The sequence below is a fragment of the Nitrospira sp. genome (assembly GCA_024760525.1).
GTDB lineage: Bacteria > Nitrospirota > Nitrospiria > Nitrospirales > Nitrospiraceae > Nitrospira_D.
The window spans coordinates 541,673-563,559 of the sequence record CP060499.1 but is presented as its reverse complement, the minus strand read 5'-3'; the positions used below and the strand labels follow the sequence as shown (position 1 = coordinate 563,559).

The window sequence follows — 21,887 nt, the reverse complement described above, 5'->3', positions numbered from 1 at the left end:
GCAGGATGTCGCGCCTCATGACCCATACGGCGAGAGGCCGAACGGGACCGCGCCGTATCCTGTTGTTGGAGTGGGGATCGAATACAGACTGACATTGCCCGCGGCATCGGTCGCACGCACACGATAGCTATAGATGGTGCCCGTGGTCACACTCATGTCGCTAAATGTCGTTCCGGTTGAAGTCCCAACCTGCGTGAAGCTTGTGCACCCGGTCCCCTGGCACCGTTCGATCCAATAGCCGGTCACTCCTATGTTATCGAGGCTCGGGGTCCAGCTAAGATCGATTTGCGTGCCGTTGATGATCGTGGTCGTGACCTTTGTCGGTATCGTCGGAGCGGCAATGTCAGGCGACGGCGTATTGGGGTTGACCGTATTGACGGTCTCCAGTCGAAACGTGAGGGGGTCAAACGTGCGCGTGGTTACCACCCCATTGCCCTGGGTGGTCGTCCTCGGTTCCCCCAAGGCGTTAAAATTGGCATAGGTCACATAGGTGGTGGCCCCTTCGCTCACTCGTTTCAGCTGTGGCCCATCGTAGGTGTAAGTGACGGTCTTAATGGGATTCGTGGGATAGCTCACGCTGGTGAGCCGCCCGAGGCCATCATAGGCGCTTGTGGTCACATAGGTCGTCCCATCCAGAATCTTGGTGCTCTTGCTGACCCGGCCCATCACATCGTATTCAAACGTCACGTTCGTGGCCGCATCGACTACTTGCTTCAAGCGGCCTTTGCGATTGGTGGTCGTGACGGTATCGTCGTAGATGTAGCGCACGTCGCCGCTACCGGCTGCTTTCTGAGTCGTGTAGTCCTTCTGCGTTCGGCGATTCAGCCCGTCGTACCGGAACCAGAGATGTTGATTTTTGGCATCCGTTTGCCGTTCGAGATTTCCGGCCTGATCGTATTTGTAATTCCAGCAAGGCGCGGCGTACCAAGGATAGGTCGTGTTGGGCGGGAGAGCAGTTAGGTCGCCACAGGTCGTGGTTCCATTGGTGCTCATGTCGGGATCGGACATGGCGATCTTGCGGCCCAAGGTGTCGTACCGCATGGTCGTGCGATTGCCGAGGGTATCCAGGACTTTCACCAGATTCCCGAGCCGGTCGTATTGATAGGTTGTCGTGGTATAGAGGGTCCCACCCGCACAGGTTCCCGCCGTGGCTTGCCCCGTGTATTCCTGCACCGTTGCCAATCGCCCGTAGGCATCGTGGGTCTCGACTTTTTTATGGAGCTTGGGATCGACGGTGGTCGTCATCCAGCCGCTGTAACAGGTCCGGCTGTTGGTATTGTCGGGATTGGTACGCTGAACCTGGCGCCCGAGTGCATCATAGGTCATGGTAGTCCACCGACCCGTCGCGGATTCGATCCCCTGGACGTAGGGCAGACTGGTTTGTTTCACGAGACCACGAGTATCGTATTGGGTTTCGGTGATCAGGACCTTCAGATTCGCGCCCCCATCGGCGGCCCCGGGGCTTTCGGTCTTGATGGTGCGCCCCAGGCCATCGAAATAGATCTTGCTCACGAGATTGGTTGTTAAACTCCCGCCGCTGATCGTGCTCTGAACATGCTGGGTTCCCACAACGAAGGTCCCTCCATAGTTGTAGGCGAGGGTCGTGACAAGGCTATCCGGTGCAGGCGTGGTCGTCGTCACCCTGCGCCCAAATGCATCATAGGTACTGGTCGTCGTGCGTCCGTTTGGATCAGTCACGCCCTTGACTTGCCCATACAATCCCGTGTCCATCAGCACCAAATTGACCCCGTAGTAACTTGTGGTGAAGACATGCCCCAGCGCATTCGTGCTGGTCATCAGGAACACTTGGGAGGGATCATAACCCAGTGTGGTCATATTGCCTTTTGGGTCGCGGGCACACACTTTGTTCCCATATTGATCGTACGCCATGCGCGTTTCTGGGTTGGTGCCGCCGTTCAACCAATTCACCGTGCGCGTCAAATGTCCGAGCGTAGGCACTTGCAGCACGGAGGCGGTAGCACACGTCGTCACGCCATCATAATAAAACGTCGTCTCCGCGATCCTATCTTGAGCCGCCGTGCTGATCCCCTTGTAGATCGTTTCCCGGGTGGGAAATCCGATCAACCAGGCCGTCGATTCATTCGCGAACGCCCGGTCGATGGTTTTTTCATCCCCCGTGACGCCTGCGTCACCCAAATGCTCTTCGCGTAGCACGTTGCCGTAGGTAGGATCGTAGGTGAAATTCACCTGTGTGGTCTTGGCGATGACACCATTGGCATAGGTGTTGGTCACGACCTGGGACGAGGGGGTAAACCAGGGTGCGAGCCCATTGGCGTCAGTCGCATAGGTGGTACGGGTTTCCAGCAAAGGAGTTCCCGCACTATCTTGGACGAGAATGCGGTACGGAAGTCCCTTGGTCGGAGCATCGGGATGGGTCAGCGAGGCGCCGATATCCTCTGTCGCCGTGGTCCCCGAGCCCTGGTGAACCTCCGTCACCGTCACGGTTTTCTCCGTGGTATTGCAATTGGCGCAGGCGGTCACCGTGGACCGCTGAAAGCCGCGGAAGTCACGGTTTGGGATGCTGTGATAGCCCTTCTCGTATTGATACGTCGTCTGTGTGGTTTGGTTGCCGATCGCACCTGCAATGCTGGTAGATACAGTCTTGGCTAATGCTGTGGTGACGTAGACGGGATATGGAAGCAGCGTATGGGATACCCCAAGTGCCGTCGAAGGGGTATAGGTCAGAACGGTCAGAACCCCGAAACCGTTTGACAGAGTGGCGAGTAGATCGGTTTTAACACCTGGACTGCCGGCAATCGCGACCGAGACGTTCCCGCTGCTCACACACCAGAGGTCGGGTTTGGCATCACCGTTGAGATCGGCGGTGCCAAAAGTCCCCGTCGCGCAAAAGCTTGGTCCCCATGGAGTTGGGGTTTGAAATGTGCTCCCCGTCGATAGCATGACCTGAGTCGTTCCATCCGTGGTGTGGCACCACATATCGGTAATACCATCCCCATCGAAATCCGCAGTGCCGGTCTTGCCGGTCGTACAAAAGCCTGTCCGCCATACTAGAGGCGACGAAATACTGGTTCCTGTCGAGAGCCCAATCAAGACCGTGCCTGTTCCCGTCTGACACCACAGATCCTGAATGCCGTCACCGTTGAAATCACTAATCGCAAATTTGCTTGGTGGTGGCGTGGTAACCATCGCGGAAAATGAGAGGTAACCGCTTCCACACCAGCTAGCCAACGAGGAGGAGGTATTGAAACTTGCTGTGGTCCCTACCGACGTCGAATACCGGATCGTGGTGGTCCCAGGAGTATTGTCATGGCAAACAAGATCGGCTCGTCCGTCTCCGTTAAAATCTCCACTCCCTACCCCTCCGGTTGGACAAAATCCAGTGAGCCATGGGGGATCGGGCGACTCTGGTGTAAATGAGGTTCCCTGCGAGAAGATCCCCGTCACGAAGGGTCCTTGAAACAATTCCCCCTTACACCAGACATCAGTTTTGCCATCGCCATTCAGGTCGCTTGCTCCAAGGGCATGCGTAGCAGTTCCCCCAACTCCCACCGTACAGATAGGCCACACCTGGCTGGGTGGGGAAAAGATTCCAGAGCCTGTCGAGTAGGCAACGGAGACCCGATACCGTTTAACTAGGAAAACACCTACCCCAGTAGGTATGCTGTCATCTAGATACGTAATACATCCGATGTCCTGCTTACCATCTCCATCGAAATCTCCCGTCACCCGCGAAGCACAAGAAGAATAGACGTTAGTCCCAGCCGTCAAGGACCCGCTAGAAGCTGTCGCGGTGGAAAAACCATTGGAGGTATTGGTACACCATAGGTCCTGTTGCCCATCTCCATTGAATTCAGCCGGAGTTACGCCGCTCCCCCCACTGCACCAGTTGGTGAGCCAGGGATGAGTGGACGGCGTAAAGGTCGAGGCAGAAGTTGAGTAGGTCATCGCGATGGGCGGCAACGCAGGCCCCATGACATCAAACGTCGTGAGATTGATGGACGCATTGCGGTTGAACTGTTGCACCTGTGTCAGCAGCTGCGTACCCGTCGTGACGCTGGGGGTATAGATCAACTCATAGGCGCGCATCGTCACATTGTTCGTCTTCACTTCGATCGCTCTCAACCGTTTGGCGGTCACGACTTTGAAATGGGCATTGTAGGTGTCTGGAGCTGTCATGCCAGCCGGGGTATGCGAATAGAACTTGATGACATGGGGTGCCGGGATAGCGGTCTTTGTCGTCGAGGTATACGTGATCTGATCGAGATACGATTGCCCCTGATCTTTCGTGTACGTCGCCACCATGTAGTTCCCGTCGCGGTCTTCCACTCGCTCGAGATTCCACCGAAAGATCCGACCCGTGGCGGTATCTTCGACCCGAGCGTTGGCGTTGACGCCGAACGAATACTTCACACCCTTACGATCTGTCACTTCCCATCCACCCGTCGTCAGTTTGCGGATGCGGAAGAAGCCGCTTTCGATTTTTGCTCGATATTCGGGATCGCTAGGACTATTGGGCAGGAGTTTAATCAGCTCCGCCGACACCCCACTCATTCGCACGGCATAGACTTTTCCGTTATCGGCTGGAGTTTCGCTATAGATCACCCCGAACCGCGTGTTCCGCTCGATCGCTCCCAGTTCCAGTTTCCACCCCATGCCCACCCACCCGTTTCCATTTCCGCTGGCATAGCTCAGTTGCAGATTGGGTTGAACCCCATTGCGACCAGGCAGCACGTTGATTGGAATGCTGGTCGTCGCTGTGCCGGTGAATGGATCGACATGAACCGCTCCACCCGCCGTTCCCATCGGGAGATCCTCATCGATTTCTTTGGCTATTCCTGGACCGACTGGGAGGAGCCACCAATACAGCACACAGACAAGAGCGATTAGCTCAGGACGGCCGGTCTGCATTGGCATCTCCTTTCACGATGGAGAATGGTGCGTACGAGACGATAAGGGACGGGAAAATCCGATCAGGTACGGGGCAAGTCGATTCCCACTCACGAGCCATGTCTCGTAGTCTTCTGGAGTCAGAGAGGGGTGGTACCCGCCTATTACATAGAGCAGGGGCAGTCGCACCTATCGTTGCCCGCTGATACATACGAGGGAGGATTGCGCTCATCGTTGCTCCCGTTCCAGGGTCATTGGCGCAAACACAATAGCCACCACACAACTCGACCAGCCATGTGCCTGACTATTCTTACGGTATACACCTTACGTTATTTGTGATTTGTTGCAATCCCAGAAGATGGCCTTAGTCAGTGAGGCCATTCGGACCTTCGTGTGGAGGCTGACAGGAGAGTTACGTAAGAAGAAGTGAAACGCTGGAAGAATTTACTTCACTCGGATGGCATGTCGCCGATCGGCTATCTAGGCTGGAACCATGGCCGCTTTGAGAGAGCGGACAAACTCAGCGACATGTCTGACCATGGCGGGATCCTGTTGGTGGGACGCGATGCGTTTCACGATGGCGCTGCCGACGATCACCCCATCGGCCATCTTTGACACCTTCGCCGCATCCTCCGGAGTCGCCACGCCGAATCCGACTGCGACGGGCGTGGCGGAGACCTTCCGCAGCTTTTCGATATTCTGTCCTATGTCTCCGACGTTGCTGAGCTTCGCCCCGGTAATGCCGGTCAGCGAAACATAGTACACGAAGCCATGCGACTCTTTCGCCACGAGCTTTCGCCGATCAGCCGTACTGGTCGGCGCGAGCAAGAAGATGAGCGGCAGCCCGGCTGCGTCCGCCGGCGCCTTGAGGGGTCCCGCTTCGTCCGGCGGCATATCGGGCACGATCAGTCCATCCACTCCAGCTGCCTGCGCCGCACGGCAAAACTTTTCACACCCCATCGCGTGGATGGAGTTGTAGTACAGCATCAGGATGATGGGGATATTCGTCCGCTGCCTGAGTGACGTGATGGAGGCCAGGATCTGCCGAAGAGACGTGCCGTTCCGCAACGCGCGCTCCGCAGCCTGCTGAATTACCGGCCCGTCGGCGATCGGGTCCGAAAAGGGGACGCCCAGTTCGATGATGTCGGCCCCCGCCTGTTCCAACGCCACTACCAACTGTTCCGTTTCAGCGAGTCCCGGATCTCCTGCCATCAGGTAGGCAATGAGCGCTTTCTGTCCTCTCTTGCGCAGATCATTGAATCTGGCTTCCAGCCGCCCGGTCATAATGATTCGCCTCGCATTTTCGCCACTTGCTGCACGTCTTTGTCCCCACGCCCCGAAAGGTTCGCGATGATGAGCTGGGATTTCTTGAGTTTGGGAGCGAGCTTGACGACTTGCGCGATCGCATGGGCGCTTTCGAGCGCGGGAACGATGCCCTCTTCGTGCGCCAGGAGATCAAAGGCCGACAATGCTTCTGCGTCCGTCGCATAGGTGTACTCGATCCGGCCTTGATCATGGTAGAGACTATGCTCCGGTCCGACAGCCGCATAATCCAGACCGGCCGAGACTGAATGCGTCAAATTGATCTGTCCGTTTTCATCCTGAAGCAGGTAGGTCATGGTGCCTTGCAAGACCCCCGGCTTGCCACCGGAGAACCGCGCGGCATGTTTTCCGCTTTCGACCCCGAGCCCTCCGGCTTCCACTCCGATCATTTTGACTTTAGCGTCTCGGAGAAACGCATGGAAAAGACCGATCGAATTGCTTCCTCCCCCTACACAGGCGACGAGATAGTCCGGCAGGCGCTTTTCAGCGGAAAGAATCTGTTTCCTCGCCTCCCGCCCGATGATCGCCTGAAAGTCTCGGATCATCATGGGATAGGGATGCGCGCCCAGCACCGAGCCCAAGACATAGTGCGTGGTGCGCACGTTGGTCGTCCAATCCCGCATGGCCTCACTGATGGCATCCTTCAGGGTGCGGCTGCCGGCATCGACACCGGTCACGGTCGCACCCAACAGGCGCATACGAAAGACGTTCAACGCCTGCCGTTGCATATCTTCGGTGCCCATGTAGATTTCGCACTGCAGTCCGAACATGGCCGCCGCCGTGGCCGTCGCGACACCGTGCTGACCGGCCCCGGTCTCAGCGATGATTCGCTGCTTCTTCATGCGCAAGGCCAACAACACTTGGCCGATCGCATTGTTGATCTTGTGCGCGCCGGTATGGCACAGGTCTTCCCGCTTCAGATAGATCTTGGCTCCGCCTAATTTTTTGGTCAGCCGATCGGCGCGATAGAGACTGGTAGGCCGTCCGACATACTGCTTGAGGTAATAGGCGAGGTCGGTCTGAAATCGGCGGTCTTTTTTCGCCTTGGTATACTCGCCTTCCAACTCCAACAGCGCCGGCATGAGGGTTTCAGGCACATAACGGCCACCATAAGACCCGAATCGGCCATGGCTGTCTGGAAGCATCGGCATTCGATCAAACCCTCCTCAATAGATTTCAGCAGGCTGTTCAAAAAGGCCTTCGTTCTCACCCACCCGCCCCAGCGCGCCGAGACGCGACTTACACCGGGCGAGGCGACAGCGAGCGAAGAGGCGAGGCATACTCTGCTCCGTATGTTGAGCCTCTGAGCGATGCGAGAACAAAGCTGGCGGACTTTTTCAACAGCCTGCTAGGAGTATAGCCACGGCTATCAGACCGGCACAAGTCTGGCCGCTTCAATAAATGCCTTAATCTTATGGTGATCCTTCTTGCCAGGGGTCTTTTCCACCCCACTGCTCACATCGACTCCATAAGGACGTACCATCTTGATCGCGTCTGCCACGTTTTCCGGAGTCAACCCACCGGCCAGAATGATCGGAGCAGATCGAGCTGCTTCCTGGGCCAATGTCCAATCGACTGTCTGCCCCGTTCCTCCATAAGCCTGGTCTGAATACGCATCGATGAGGAATCCTCGTACATTCGGCTGCCCTTGAAACCCGGCGAGGGTGAGCATTGTATCTCGACCCTTCAGACGGAGAGCCTTGAGAGCCGGACGGACGAGTTGTTGGCAGTACAGAGGCGATTCATCTCCATGCAGTTGGGCAAGGGCAAAACCACATTCATCCATAAGCGCCCGAACCGTCCCGGCCTCTTCGTTGACGAACACCCCGACCGGCAGCACAAGAGGCGGGAGTTCCGCGACAATGGCTTTCACGAGAGACGGGGCCACCCAACGTGGGCTGTTACGGTACATCACAAATCCCAGCGCGTCCGCACCTGCGGCAACCGCGCCCTTCGCATCCTCCAGATTGGTGATCCCGCAAATTTTTATCTTCATGGTGAACGCTCTACGCAGACTGCGGACTGCCAGAGACGACGCCGAGCAACTCTCGAACTTTGTCGGCCGTGTGCTCGGCGCGAATGAGCGATTCGCCGATCAACATGGCATGAACGCCGGCTTCCATCAACCTTGTCACGTCCTCGCGGCCATGAATCCCGCTTTCACTGATGATCAGCTTGTCGGACGGAATTCGCTTCGCCAGGCGGAAGGTGACGTTGAGATCGGTCGTGAAGGTGTTGAGATCCCTATTGTTGATCCCGATCATCCTCGCGGTGGGAATCCACTCCAAGACCGTATCCAACTCCCTCTCGTGATGGGTTTCGAACAGGCTGTCCATCTTAAGTTCGGTGGCCAACGCGTGGAAATCCATGAGTTGGCGGCGTTCCAGCGCGGCCACGATCAGCAAGACGGCATCGGCACCGTGTGCCCGCGCTTCATAGAATTGCACCTCGCCGACCATGAATTCCTTATTGAGCGCCGGGATCGGCAACGCTTCCTTAATCTCTTTCAAATACCGCAGGTCGCCCTGGAAAAACTCCTTGTCCGTCAGGACCGACACCGCGGATGCGCCCTGTTCATGATACGTGCGGGCAAGCGCCAGGTAGTCGAACTGTTCAGAAAATTCCGGCCGTAACAGTCCTAAACTCGGAGACGCCTTCTTAACCTCTGCGATCAGAGCCGGGCTGGTGCGAGGTTTTGTCGCGTCCAGCGTGACGGCAAAGCCGAGTGTCGGCGGAGCGTCTCGGATCGCCGCTTTGAGGTCGGCCAGATAGGAGCGGCTTTGCTTGTGCCTGAGCTCCGCTTTTTTATGCTCGAGGATGCGATCAAGGATCATGAGTCGGTCACGCTCTTGTCGTAAATGCAATGAGCCGGTCCAGCTTCTCTGCAGCGGCCCCCGAGTCGATCGTTTCTTGGGCGAGGCGGAAGCCTTCCTTCAGGGTTTTTGCTCTCCGGCCTGCTACCATTGCAGGAGCGGCGTTCATGCATACGATGTCCCGTTTCGGACCTTTCTTGCCCTGCAAGATCTCCTTCGCGATGCGCGCGTTGTCTTCCGGCGTGCCGCCGGCGAACTCTTTTCTCGCCATCCGCTTCACCTCGAACTCCTCAGGCGAAACAAAATAACTCGACACCACGCCGGCCTTCCCCTCGGAGACTTTCGTCCGATCCGACAGAGTGATTTCATCCAGACCATCCATGCCGTGAATCACGAAACAATGTTGCGATCCCAGCTCCAGCAGAACACGCCCCAAAATGTCCGTCCACCTTGCATCATAGACTCCAAGCACTTGATGCGTGGCCCCGGCTGGATTCGCCAACGGACCGAGCACGTTCAAAATGGTCCGGATTCCCATCTCCTGCCGCACCCCGGCGCATTGCTTCATCGCGCCGTGGTAGAGGGGCGCGAACAAAAATCCGATACCGACTTCATCGATACACTCGGCGACCCGGTTCGGCTCCAGATCGATCTTGACGCCAAGGACGCTCAGCACATCAGCGCTGCCTGATCTGGACGACACGGAACGATTGCCGTGTTTGGCCACGGTAATGCCGGCCCCGGCGACCACGAATCCCGCTGTCGTAGAGATATTAAACGTGTCGGCCCCATCCCCGCCGGTGCCGCAGGTGTCGACGATGATCGATGCTCCAACCCTGATTCGGGTCGCCCGTGATCGCATGGCATTGACCGAACCGACGACTTCGGTGACTGTTTCGCCTTTCTGCCTGAGTCCCATGAGGTAGGCGGCCACCTGAGCCGAGGTCGCGGCCCCGTCCATGATTTCCAACATGACCGTTTCAGCCTCCGATGCAGAAAGGTCTGTTCGGTCGGCCAGTTTGGCGATGGCGTCTTTGATCATGGGATCTTAGTAGGCAGGGTGCTCAAAAAGACCGCTGGTCTCACCCGCCCGACCCCGGTGCGCCAAGACGCACCTCTCCACATGCCAGGCCACAGCGAGCGATGAGGCGAAGGCGTAACCAATTTTCACCCGGCCCGCCCATCGCCTGTCGGAACAGGCGTTTACCCAAGGGCCGTACGTTGAGCCTCGGAGCGATGCGAGAACGCCGCTGACGGACTTTTTCAGCATCCTGCTAGAGCTTTAAAAAGTTGCGGAGAAGATCTTTCCCGACCGTCGTCAAAATCGATTCCGGATGAAATTGGACCCCTTCGACACACAGTGTCTTATGACGGAGGCCCATGATCTCGCCCTCGGCGGTTTCAGCGGAAATCTCGCAACAGTCCGGAAGATTGAGCCGATTCACGATCAAAGAATGATACCGCGTCGCTTGGAACGGATTGGGCAACGATTGAAAGATCGTCTTGCCGTCATGCTTAATTTGGGATGTCTTCCCATGCATCAAGCGGGGAGCGCGGATGACCTCACCTCCATACGCGACAGCCATCGACTGGTGCCCCAAACACACACCGAGAATAGGCATCCTCCCTCCGAACCGGCGGATAGCCTCGACTGAAATACCGGCTTCCTTTGGCGTGCACGGCCCGGGAGAGATGACGAGGCGGCTGGGGCCCAACTCCTCAATCTGGTCCAGCGTAAGCTTGTCGTTACGAAACACCTGTATGTCTTCGCCCAATTCTCCGAGGTACTGGACGAGATTGTAGGTAAAGGAATCGTAGTTATCGATGACCAACAACATTGATGTTCCCCGTAGCACGTCGCTCGTGAAGCGTATTTCGAATGACTTGTTGTTCGCGCTTCACCCTTCACCCTTCACGAGGCACCACTCATTCCAGCCCCTGTTCCGCCAGTTCGATCGCTTTCATCATCGCACGGGACTTGTTGCAGGTTTCTTCATACTCGTGTTCGGGATTGGAATCGGCGACGATACCGGCTCCGGCCTGGATAAAGGCCCGATGTCGAGAGACCACGACGGTGCGGATATTGATACACATGTCCATATTGCCTGAAAAGCTGATATACCCCACCGCACCGGCGTAAGGCCCGCGCTTGGTAGGCTCCAGTTCCTCGATGATTTCCATGGCTCTGATCTTTGGAGCCCCCGATACGGTGCCGGCTGGAAAGCACGCCTTCAGCACATCATAGACGGTCTTGGTTGTTCCCAATTTCCCCGTGACGTTCGAGACGATGTGCATCACGTGCGAGTACCGTTCGACGTTCATCAATGACTCAACTTGGACCGACCCCCGTTCAGCGACACGGCCGACATCATTACGTCCGAGATCCACCAACATGATGTGCTCGGCCCGCTCCTTGGAATCCGCGAGAAGACGGCGCTCCAGTTCCACGTCCTCCTCTACCGTCGTTCCACGCCGCCTGGTCCCCGCGATCGGGCGCACCGAAACAAGACCGTCCTCGCATCGCACAAGAATCTCCGGGGACGACCCGACCAGTTCCACCCCGGCGATCCGCAGGTAGTACATGTAGGGCGAGGGATTCACCACGCGCAGGGCTCGATAGAGTTGAAACGGAGGAGCCTGGAGATTCGTTTCCCAACGTTGCGACAACACACACTGAAAAATGTCCCCGGCTTTGATGTATTCTTGAGCGCGAGACACCATTTTCTCAAAGTCCGCCCGGCTCATGTTTGCCGTGAAGCGAATGGGTGTTCGCCGGCGCTTCGGCGTGAGACGCCTCAGCGGCCGGCGGATTCTGGCGATCATCGCTTCGATCCGGCGAGTCGCTTCACGATAGGCCGAACGAATACCTCTCTCCGACGTGGACTTCACGTGTGCATTGGCCACCACTTTGATTTTTTGCGACACGTTGTCGAAGATGAGCAAGGTGTCGGTCAACAGAAAGGCAAAGTCCGGAAGATCGACGTGATCCTTTTTTCGTGAGGGAAGGTCTTCGAACGTCTTGACCAAATCGTAGCCGAGGTAGCCGACGGCTCCGCCGACGAAGCGAGGGAGATCAGGAACCGTCACCGGGCGATAGGCTTCCATGATCTCTCGAAGACGATCCAGCGGCGCGCCCCGGCTGGGGATGCGGCGGCGATGCGAACCCTGCTTTACGCACAGATCACCGCGATCTTCGTAGATGACGAGTGGAGCCCCACTCCCGAGAAAGGAATACCTCGCCCACTTTTCCCCGCCCTGAATGCTTTCCAGCAGATAGGCGGAGGGGCCATGATCTATCTTGGCAAAGGCCGAGACCGGCGTATCGTGGTCCGCCAGGATTTCACGGAATAACGGAATGAGGTTGCCCTGTTTTGCATACGAGCGAAATTCATCCAGGGTGAGCGAATAGGTCGCAGACTGCATAGTGTTCCGGCTACTCTGTTCCCACCAGGAGTTTCTGGCCTACTTCGATGATGTCATCCGGGAGCTTATTCATCTTCCTCAGCTTATCGACCTCAATTCCATAGCGCCGACTGATACCGAAGAGGGTTTCTCCGGGCTTCACCACATGCACCGTCCCGTCTGCTTTCGATGCCGCATGCGTCTCGGCCGCGGTCGGTATTCCTTTGAGCACGGCGTCGTTTTCACCCGCCTCACCGGAAGAATCCTTTGCCGATTCGGCTTTCTTCTGTTTGACGGCAGGAGAATGGCCTTTCCGCCGCATGTCCTCCAAGGCTTTTCGTTCGAGTAACGTCGCTTCTCTAATGGCTTCCGCCTCTTCCTGGAGGCGCCCCATCTGCTCACGCGCCACCTGCACTTGCGCGGACAGCTCACGGTTCCTCGCCTCGAATTCAGCCAGTTCGAGCTTAGTGCGCTTGACTTCACTGTCCAGTTCAGCCGTCCGCTTTTCTTCCTGCGCCAGGAGACGCTGAAAATTCAAACTTCGCGCCTTTTCGGCGTTGTATTTTTCTTCCAGGACGACACATCCACTTAGCAGCAACCCACTACAGAGCAGTATCCCCGATAGGACGATCTTCCTTGTATGGTCACACCCTTGCTCCTCTTCCTTCTGCATACATCCTCCTTTGCCCAAGTGCTCCGCGGACGTCCGACCAGCCGAAGAGACGCTTAGAATAGTGGCCACTGAGAGGAAAGTCAAAGCAGACCAAGCCTTCCTGGTTTGACCGTTTCCGTGGCGCTGTGCTACGGTCAGCACAGTTCAAGCCTCTCTCCACCCACATGCCAAACGTCATCTGTCATCGCATGCCAGGTGTGATCACCGAGGCTTCACATCGTTAAGGGCGATGCGACAGGATTCACTGGATAACGACTCATTGTCCTCTTCGAAAGCCCCCCGCGCCGAACAAGAGCGACATACTCTACTCAAAAGCCAAATCAGGCACCACGACTACCTCTATTACGTCAAGGATCATCCCGAGATTTCAGATGGAGCGTATGACCGGTTGTTCCGGGAATTGGTCCAGCTGGAACAGGCATACCCCGAACTGATCTCGTCCGATTCTCCTACCCAGCGTGTCGGTGCCCCTCCGTTGGATACGCTCGGCAAGGTCCGGCATGTGCACCCCATGTTGAGCCTTGATTCCTTGGTCGATCCGAGAGAAGTGCTGGCCTTCGACCAACGGATGAAACGCGAGCTGGAAACAGACCGGATCGAGTATACGGTCGAACCGAAATTCGATGGCCTCTCTGTGGAATTGGTCTACGAACAGGGAAGGTTTGTTCGGGGCTCGACTCGAGGCGATGGCAGTGTCGGCGAGGATATCACCATCAATCTTCGTACCATTCGATCATTGCCGCTGCAATTACAGAGTGACACACACCCTGAGCACCTGGCCGTGCGGGGTGAAGTCTACATGCGCCTTGCAGACTTCCATGCGCTTAACCGGCGAATAACGGAACGGGGGGACGACGCCTTCGCGAACCCGCGCAACGCCGCCGCCGGTTCTCTTCGGCAGCTGGACTCGAGCATCACAGCCGAACGCCCCCTCGTGGTGACCTGCTACGAGATGATGGCCGTCGACGGAACACCACCCTCGTCGCATTGGGACGAATTGGACGCATTGGTTTCTTGGGGGCTTCCGATTCCCACTCTTCGCCGGCGCTGCGAGACGATCGATGACGTCATGGCGTTTCACCATGAGATCGAAGGGCAGCGTGACGATCTGCTCTATGAAATCGACGGCGTCGTCGTCAAGGTCAACCGGCGCAGCTGGCAAGAGCAGCTCGGCATGAAGTCCAGAAGCCCCCGTTGGGCAATCGCCTATAAATTCGCCCCTCGAAAGGAAGTCACGAAGGTTCATAAGATCATCGTCTCAGTCGGAAGGACCGGCACCTTGACGCCGCTTGCGCTGCTGAATCCGGTCGAAGTGGGCGGTGTCACGATCAGCCGAGCCACCCTTCACAATGCAGACGAGGTGGCTCGAAAAGACGTGCGCGACGGGGACACAGTCAAAGTGGAGCGCGCCGGCGACGTCATCCCGGCCATCACTGAACGCGTGCCGGTCCCGGAAGAATCGAGAGCGGCACCGTTTGCCATGCCGGACCACTGCCCCGTGTGCGGGTCAGCGGTCGCTCGGGAGGGCGCGTATTTCTACTGCACCGGGCAAGCCGTCTGCCCGGCCCAGTTGAAAGGAGCCGTCGAACACTTTGCCTCGAAATCCGCCCTGAACATCGAAGGTCTCGGCAAGAAGACCGTCGCTCAATTAGTCGATCAAGGACTCGTCAAGGATCTGTCAGACATCTATCGACTCGATCAGGAGCAACTCTTGAAGCTCGAAGGGTTTGCCGAGCGGTCTTCTACCTTGCTCCTTGATGCTATCGCACGAAGCAAAATCGTGTCTCTCGACCGGTTCTTGATGGGCTTGGGCATCCGCCAGGTCGGGCAGCACATCGCAAAGGTGCTTGCGCGCGAGTTTGGGTCCCTTGAGGCCATCATGTCGGCCGATCAAGATCGGCTTCAGGCAGTCCATGAGATCGGACCGGAGATCTCGGCGAGTTTGGTTGCCTATTTTCAAGAAAGTGCGAACCAACGGGTGATCGATCAACTGCGGATGCTGGGGCTTTCGATCCTGGACACCCCCATATCCCGCAGCGCCGCGGCGTTGCCTTTCTCGGGACAGAGTTTCGTGTTCACCGGCGGATTGTCGAGGTGGACGAGGGAAGAGGCCGGGGCTCTGGTCGAAGAGCGTGGCGGTACCGTCTCCTCCAGCGTCAGCAGAAAGACGACCTATGTGGTGTCAGGCATAGACCCGGGATCGAAACATGATCAGGCTCGGAAACTTGGGGTGAAGATCCTCAATGAGGAGGGATTCGGAGACTTAATCCGTGGATCGGGCAACACATAGGGTCATACGGGAGCCTCGACCGGAACAGCCACCTTCTCTTCCTTGAAAATATGCACGCTCCGTATTGAGCGCGGGTCGGCCTCGTGGACGACCAAGCGACAATTCTCGATGCGGAGTTCTTCTCCGGCTGCAGGGATTCGGCCGAGATTCTCTTGGATCAGGCCTCCGATAGTCAGGGCTTCATCTCCTCCAAGGTCGACCTTCAGGAAGTCGTTCACCTTCCGCACTTCTGTCCTTCCATGGACCAGGATTTGGCTTTTCCCGATCCGCTTGATGAGTTCTTCCGTGATATCCGTTTCATCGACAATTTCGCCGACGACCTCTTCCAGCAGATCCTCAAGGGTCACAAGCCCCATGACGCCCCCGAATTCATTCACCACGACCCCCATGTGGCGCTTGTCCTGCTGAAACTGCTTCATCAAATCATCCGCTGTTTTGCCTCCTGGGACAAAGAGCGGAGGATGAGCGATATCCCGCAGACGCACTTCCGCCCGCCCTTTGGCCAGCTCGGTGAGCGCCTTGGTTTTGTAGAGAATGCCCGTGATGTTATCGAGCGTTCCATCGTAGAGCGGAATTCTGGAGTACTTCGAATTGTACAGCAGCTCCTCTGCTTCCTTGAGCCGAAGGTTTCCGTCGAGCGCAAAGACATAAATGCGGGGCGTCATCGCGTCTTCTGCCGTAATATCCTTCAACTGGAACACGTTCTTGATCATCTTGACTTCTTCGGATTCCAGCTCTCCGGCCTTGCCGCCCTGGTCCAGCATGATTTTCAACTCTTCCTCTGTCACCAATGGATGAGTCAGCCCCTTCCCTCCCGTCAATTTGTAGATCAGCGGCACCATCAAGAAAAGAATCGGCTTCAACATCACCTGCACCCAGTAGACTGGGTAGGCCAAGTTGAGGGTGACAGGCACTGAAAATTTGGCAGCCAGAGTCTTGGGGACCACGTCCACGGATACTAAGAGCACGAAGGTCAAGATGCCGACCATCACCGCAATGGCTTCTTCAAAGACGCTCTTCCCCCCATAGGTATTCAACGTGATAAAAGTGGCGAACATCGGGATGGCTGTGCTGACCAGGCGATCGCCCACCAGAATGGTCGAGAAGAGCTTTTGTGGGTCGCTCCGCAGTTGAACGGCTTTTTCTGCCCGTTTGCTCCCGTTCTGAGCCAATGCTTTCAGGCGAGTTTCATTGACCGAGAAGAAACCGATCTCGGCGGTGGAAATAATGGCGGATAACCCTATCAATCCCAAAAGGATGAGGATGTCCATCACAGCAGTATATTAGGGACGTTGAACTACTATGGCTGGCTTGATGAGAAGCCGGGCGTCTCCCAGAGGATACCCCTTGGTCGACCCTTCAGAGGAGCATACAATCAGGATAACCGAACCGCTTAGAATAGGATTCACAGTAGATACATCTATCACAGGGACCAAGTACAGGCAAGCAATTCAAAAAATGTTGCTGGAAAATCAATCGGTTCCAAATAGACGACCTGTTGGTTTACTGGTGATGACACCCGTCCTTTCGCGACCTAGCCATCATCCCGCACCACAAACGACTGCAGACTAAATGTACGATCGACACGAGTCGAAGCCGCCTGAGCCTCCGACTCAGACAGGAATCGGCCGATGTGAACTCGGTAACGGCGGCCTTCCGGAAGATCGACCTGCATGATGCGCCCATCGGCAAAATCTCGTTGGACCTGTAAGAACAGTGCCCGCGCGTTCTGCAGATCAGCAAATGCCCCGATTTGAAGCCGTAATACCCCCATCCCTTCAGGTCGGCCATTATAGCCCACAACTCGAAGCTCGATCTGATCGGTTCCATTACCGATCATCCCGAGAGCCTCAGCACCCGCCAAGGACAAGTCCAAGATTCGCCCCCTCGCGAAAGGCCCCCGATCGTTAATCCTCACCGTGATATGGCGACCCGAGGTCAATGAACGAACAACTGCGACGGATCCCAACGGCAGCGTCCGATGAGCAGCGGTCAGCTTGTGCATGTCGTACCGATCCCCGTTGGCCGTCTTATTCCCATGAAAACCGGGGCCATACCATGAAGCCATCCCTCGCTCGACAAATCCAACAGGATAGCCGGGAAATTGATCGGCACGACGGGAAGGCGTGGTACACCCCTGGGAGACGAGGACCCCCAAGAGACCAACCACGACCATGAATCTAGAAGCAGTTTTCGCAAGCGGCTCCAGCCGCATGGATCAAAACTCGTCGAGCGATTGATTGCGGAGAATAGTCAGCGCTTTGTCGGTCTTGGACACGGTCAGGACCACGATCGCCCGTTTCCCTTCCCGTGAAGGCGTACAATAGCCGCACTTGATGTTGATCCGGCTCTTCGTTAGGAGATCGGCCACCTTTCTCAACGCGCCAGGCTTGTTTTCGAGGCTGAGTACGAGAGCGGTCTCCTCGCGGAACTTGATCTTCGCCGCCTTCAGAGCCGCACGAGCCCCATCAAGATCGGCAACGAGCAAACGCAACTTACCCGTTCCCATGACCTCAGGAGCGGAGAACGCCTTGATATTGACTCCGGCTTCCCCGAGGACCGCCGTTACTCTCGAAAGTGCACCCGGCTTACTCTGCTCGCTGATGACAAGCTGCGTCGTTGTCGGCATATCAATACTCCTCGTGGCTCTCCGCCGTCAGGGCTGTTTCCGTCTCGCTGAACGAGCCACTCGCAACGGAGACCATGCCCCGCGATGAGGACGAACGGCCAGAAGAGACGCCGGTCTCGGGCAACGCGTTCTCGGCCTCAACCGCCACAATAAAAAGACTTCGGCGCTCGACAGGCTTTGCAGGAACCGCCGCTTTCTACACCAGACACATGATGACGGCCGCTTGCTCTGCATCTTCAACCCCTCTTTATGAGCATCCGCTCGTCGCACCGCACGTGACACATTTGAGGCAGGTGCCGTTCCGGACCATGGTGAACTGCTTGCATTCGGGACAGGGATCGCCTTCGTAGCCCTTGATCCTGGCATCTTTGGCATTTTGAATCTCTGTCAACGTCAGCGTTTCCCTGGTGATCTCGACCTGCCGAGCAACACTATGCCCATGTCCATTTCCATGACCGTTTCCTTTTCCACCGTTCCGACGGATCGGAAGATGTTCCGTCAGGACGGACGATTTGGCCAGCGCATCGAGGTCCGCCACTTCTTCGGAGCATTCGGGGTCCATGTCGTCTTTCTTCATCGAATCCATGCGCAGATCTTCTTCTTTCACTTGCGCCAAGTCATACCGTTCGAGATACGTGACGGCCAATTCTCTGAAGATGTAATCGATGATGGACGTCGACATCTTGATTCGATCGTTCAATTTCACGGGACCGTTCGGCTCAAACCTGGTGAAGACGAAGGCTTCAACAAATTCTTCCAGCGGCACGCCGTGCTGGAGCCCAAGAGAAATGGCGATCGCGAAGCAATTCATGAGGCTTCTGAACGCCGCCCCCTCCTTGTGCATGTCCAAAAAGATTTCCCCGACCGTCCCATCATCATACTCGCCGGTTCGTAGATAGAGCTTGTGTCCTCCGACAATCGCCTTTTGCGTGTACCCATTGCGTCTGCTCGGCAACGGGCGCCGCTTGGCGAGATAGCGGAACATCACTCTTTCCGTCACTTTCTCCGCCATCTCCAAGACGCTAGGGGCGGCCTCCACGACCTTTCCACTATCGGTCGAAGCGCTCAACGGCTGACTGAGCTTGGATCCGTCACGATAGAGCGCCACTGCTTTGACCATGCTTTTCCAGGCAAGCAAATAGGCCGACTTGACGTCATCAAGCGTGGCATCGGCCGGCATGTTGATGGTCTTGCTGATCGCGCCGCTGATGAACGGTTGCGCCGCGGCCATCATGCGAATATGCGCATCGACGGCGATGGAGCGTTGTCCGATTCGACCGCATCGATTGGCACAGTCGAATACCGCCAGATGCTCGGCCTTCAAGTGCGGCGCTCCTTCCACCGTCATCGTCCCGGAACAGAAATCGTTTGCAGCCGCAATTTCTTCCTGCGTGAAACCGAGCGCCTTCAGCATGTTGAAGTTCGTCTCACTTAGCTGCGCCTCAGTCAGGCCGAGTTTCTCCGCGCAGAACGCTTCTCCCAGCGTAAATTTATTGAAGGCGAACTGAATCTCGAACGCTTGCGCCAAGCTGCGCTCCAAGCGATCCAACGCTGCGTCGTCGAATCCCTTCTGACGCAGAGTATCGTGATTGACGAAGGGCGCTCCCTTGAGCGTCTGATTACCGACACAGTAGCGGATGACATCCTGCACCTGCTGGTCTGTATATCCGAGGTTGCTCAAAGCAATCGGCAGGCTTTGATTGATGATCTTGAAATACCCTCCACCGGCCAGCTTCTTAAACTTCACCAGAGCAAAGTCCGGCTCAATGCCGGTGGTATCACAATCCATGACCAACCCGATCGTGCCGGTTGGAGCGATCACGGTCACTTGTGCATTGCGGTACCCATAGGCTGACCCGAGTTCAAGCGCATGGTCCCAGGCTCTTCTGGCGGCGATGAGCATGTCCGGAGGACAATGATCGGGGCGGATTCCCTCCGGAACGACCGTGAGACCTTCATATTCGGTACGCGACACCTGGTACGCGGCCCGTCGGTGATTGCGAATGACCCGCAGCATGTGTTCTCGATTTTTTGCGTACCCCGGGAACGGCGACAACTCGGCTGCCATTTCAGCCGAGGCGCTGTACGCCTCTCCGGTCATGATGGAAGTGATGGCCCCGCAGATCGCCAGAGCTTTTGGCGAATCGTACGGGATCCCTTGCCGCATCAGGACCGTGCCCAGATTCGCATAGCCCAACCCAAGCGTCCGGAACTGATAGCTTTTTTCGGCGATAGATCGGCTTGGGAAGGACGCCATCAACACGCTGATCTCCAACGCAACGGTCCACAACCGAACGGCATGGCGGAAATGCTCCAGTTCGAATTGCCCATCGGCAGTGTAGAACTTGGTGAGATTGAGGGAGGCGAGGTTACAGGCCGTATCGTCCAAAAACATGTATTCAGAGCAGGGATTCGAGGCGTTGATGCGACCATCCTCCGGACAGGTATGCCATTCATTGATGATGGTATCGTATTGCGTCCCGGGATCGGCGCAAATCCATGCCGCCCAAGCAACCCGGTCCCATAGCTCTCTCGCCTTGATGGTCTTACAGACCTTGCCGTTCGTTCGGCGTTTGAGTTGCCAGTCCCCGTCTACTTCGAGCGCGGCAAAAAACTCATTCGGAATTCTGACACTGTTGTTCGAATTTTGCCCGGAGACCGTCTGATAGGCCTTTCCATCCCAATTGGTATCGTACTCATGAAACACGAAATGCGTGAACCCCTGCTGCGCGTAGGAAAACATCCGTTGGATATACGGCTCGGGCACCATATCGCGACGGGCCGACGTCAGGGCTTCACGCAAGACCGGATTCGTCTTGTGATCGAGGTCCAGTCTCAAGGCACCCTGACCGTCGACCGTATGACAAGCTTTCAGCACGGCGTTGAGACGCTGCGCGCAAATCTTTGAACCCGTTACCATCGCCGCAACTTTTTGCTCTTCGACGACTTTCCAATCGATGAATTCCTCGATGTCCGGGTGATCGAGATCTAGACAGACCATCTTGGCGGCACGGCGCGTGGTTCCCCCGGACTTGATCGCGCCGGCGGCTCGATCTCCAATTTTGAGAAACGACATGAGCCCGGAAGACCGCCCACCGCCGGAAAGTCCTTCTCCATCCCCCCGCAGTTTCGAGAAGTTCGTCCCGGTCCCGGAACCATACTTGAATAACCGAGCCTCCCGAACCCAGAGATCCATAATCCCGTTTTCATTCACGAGATCGTCCTCAATCGATTGAATAAAACAGGCATGAGGTTGAGGATGTTCGAATGCATTGGTGGCTTTCACCACTTCGCGGGTTTTGGGGTCGACGTAATAATGTCCTTGAGCCGGTCCCGACAAGCCATAGGCATGATGAAGGCCGGTGTTGAACCATTGGGGAGAATTCGGCGCCGCCATTTGATGCGCCAGCATGTAACACATCTCATCGTGGAAAGAGTCGGCATCTTCCGGAGACTTGAAATACCCGTAAGACTTGCCCCAATGAGTCCAGCATCCCGCCATGCGCTCAAAAACCTGACGGGCGTCCCGCTCTCCACCCCGAACCGGCTCACCGTCCGAACCGACAAGCGGCTGACCGTTCTGGTCGCGCTGTGGAACACCGGCCTTCCGGAAATACTTTTGAGCCAATATATCGATAGCCAACTGGGTCCATGACTCGGGAACATCGATATTCTCGAGCTTGAAGACAGTGGACCCATCAGGGTTCCGGATCTCCGACGACCGTTTGACGAACGCCAGACCATCGTAAGGGCTCAGTCCTCGACGGGTGAATCTTCGTTCAATTCTCACGGTGTCCCTCCTCAAAGAGGAAAAGAATAAGGTTGTTCAGCGGCATGTGGATTATGATGTTCATTCTGATGAGGGGGACTACATATAGCTATCATGAA

At 56.5% G+C, this 21,887-nt stretch carries 14 protein-coding genes; 1 reads left to right on the top strand and 13 read right to left on the bottom strand.

The features are described from left to right. Positions 1-15: 15 nt before the first annotated feature. From H8K04_02680 to H8K04_02640, 9 genes are all read right to left on the bottom strand, one after another. Positions 16-4,890, bottom strand: coding sequence for a VCBS repeat-containing protein (locus tag H8K04_02680; protein ID UVT16489.1), 4,875 nt, complete (start codon positions 4,888-4,890; stop codon positions 16-18). Between the two features lie 459 nt (positions 4,891-5,349). Further along, positions 5,350-6,153: a tryptophan synthase subunit alpha gene (locus H8K04_02675; GenBank protein UVT16488.1), complete on the bottom strand. Its 804-nt coding sequence runs from the start codon at positions 6,151-6,153 to the stop codon at positions 5,350-5,352. Further along, the gene (gene trpB, locus H8K04_02670; protein ID UVT16487.1) at positions 6,150-7,343 is read right to left on the bottom strand and encodes a tryptophan synthase subunit beta; all 1,194 of its coding nucleotides are present in this window, start codon (positions 7,341-7,343) and stop codon (positions 6,150-6,152) included. The genes H8K04_02675 and trpB overlap by 4 nt, the downstream gene beginning before the upstream one ends. Positions 7,344-7,561: 218 nt before the next feature. Then, positions 7,562-8,188, bottom strand: coding sequence for a phosphoribosylanthranilate isomerase (locus tag H8K04_02665; protein ID UVT16486.1), 627 nt, complete (start codon positions 8,186-8,188; stop codon positions 7,562-7,564). Between the two features lie 10 nt (positions 8,189-8,198). Beyond that, a complete protein-coding gene (gene trpC, locus H8K04_02660) occupies positions 8,199-9,026 on the bottom strand; it encodes an indole-3-glycerol phosphate synthase TrpC (GenBank protein UVT16485.1) in 828 nt (275 codons plus the stop codon). Between the two features lie 7 nt (positions 9,027-9,033). Then, positions 9,034-10,047, bottom strand: a complete 1,014-nt coding sequence (gene trpD, locus H8K04_02655) for an anthranilate phosphoribosyltransferase (GenBank protein ID UVT16484.1) — start codon at positions 10,045-10,047, stop codon at positions 9,034-9,036. A gap of 232 nt (positions 10,048-10,279) precedes the next feature. Further along, positions 10,280-10,843 carry an aminodeoxychorismate/anthranilate synthase component II gene (locus tag H8K04_02650; protein ID UVT16483.1) on the bottom strand — a complete coding sequence of 188 codons (564 nt, stop codon included), beginning with the start codon at positions 10,841-10,843 and terminating at the stop codon, positions 10,280-10,282. Between the two features lie 88 nt (positions 10,844-10,931). Continuing rightward, complete coding sequence (trpE, locus tag H8K04_02645) at positions 10,932-12,428, bottom strand: anthranilate synthase component I (GenBank protein ID UVT16482.1); 1,497 nt, start codon at positions 12,426-12,428, stop codon at positions 10,932-10,934. 10 nt (positions 12,429-12,438) lie between these two features. Next, the gene (locus tag H8K04_02640; GenBank protein UVT16481.1) at positions 12,439-13,080 is read right to left on the bottom strand and encodes a LysM peptidoglycan-binding domain-containing protein; all 642 of its coding nucleotides are present in this window, start codon (positions 13,078-13,080) and stop codon (positions 12,439-12,441) included. A 229-nt stretch (positions 13,081-13,309) separates the two neighbouring features. Between H8K04_02640 and ligA the strand changes: the two genes are divergently transcribed. Further along, positions 13,310-15,370 (top strand): NAD-dependent DNA ligase LigA, encoded by a 2,061-nt coding sequence (gene ligA, locus H8K04_02635; GenBank protein UVT16480.1) that lies wholly within the window; start codon positions 13,310-13,312, stop codon positions 15,368-15,370. A gap of 2 nt (positions 15,371-15,372) precedes the next feature. Here ligA and H8K04_02630 read toward each other — a convergent pair whose 3' ends face one another. The 4 genes from H8K04_02630 to H8K04_02615 all read right to left on the bottom strand — a co-directional run bounded on the left by H8K04_02630 (position 15,373) and on the right by H8K04_02615 (position 21,789). Continuing rightward, complete coding sequence (locus tag H8K04_02630; protein UVT16479.1) at positions 15,373-16,641, bottom strand: HlyC/CorC family transporter; 1,269 nt, start codon at positions 16,639-16,641, stop codon at positions 15,373-15,375. Between the two features lie 263 nt (positions 16,642-16,904). Then, the gene (locus H8K04_02625) at positions 16,905-17,585 is read right to left on the bottom strand and encodes a septal ring lytic transglycosylase RlpA family protein (protein UVT16478.1); all 681 of its coding nucleotides are present in this window, start codon (positions 17,583-17,585) and stop codon (positions 16,905-16,907) included. A gap of 3 nt (positions 17,586-17,588) precedes the next feature. Beyond that, on the bottom strand, positions 17,589-17,999 hold the full coding sequence (locus H8K04_02620) for a hypothetical protein (protein UVT16477.1): 411 nt from the start codon (positions 17,997-17,999) through the stop codon (positions 17,589-17,591). A gap of 247 nt (positions 18,000-18,246) precedes the next feature. Next, positions 18,247-21,789, bottom strand: a complete 3,543-nt coding sequence (locus H8K04_02615; protein UVT16476.1) for a vitamin B12-dependent ribonucleotide reductase — start codon at positions 21,787-21,789, stop codon at positions 18,247-18,249. Positions 21,790-21,887: the final 98 nt, after the last annotated feature.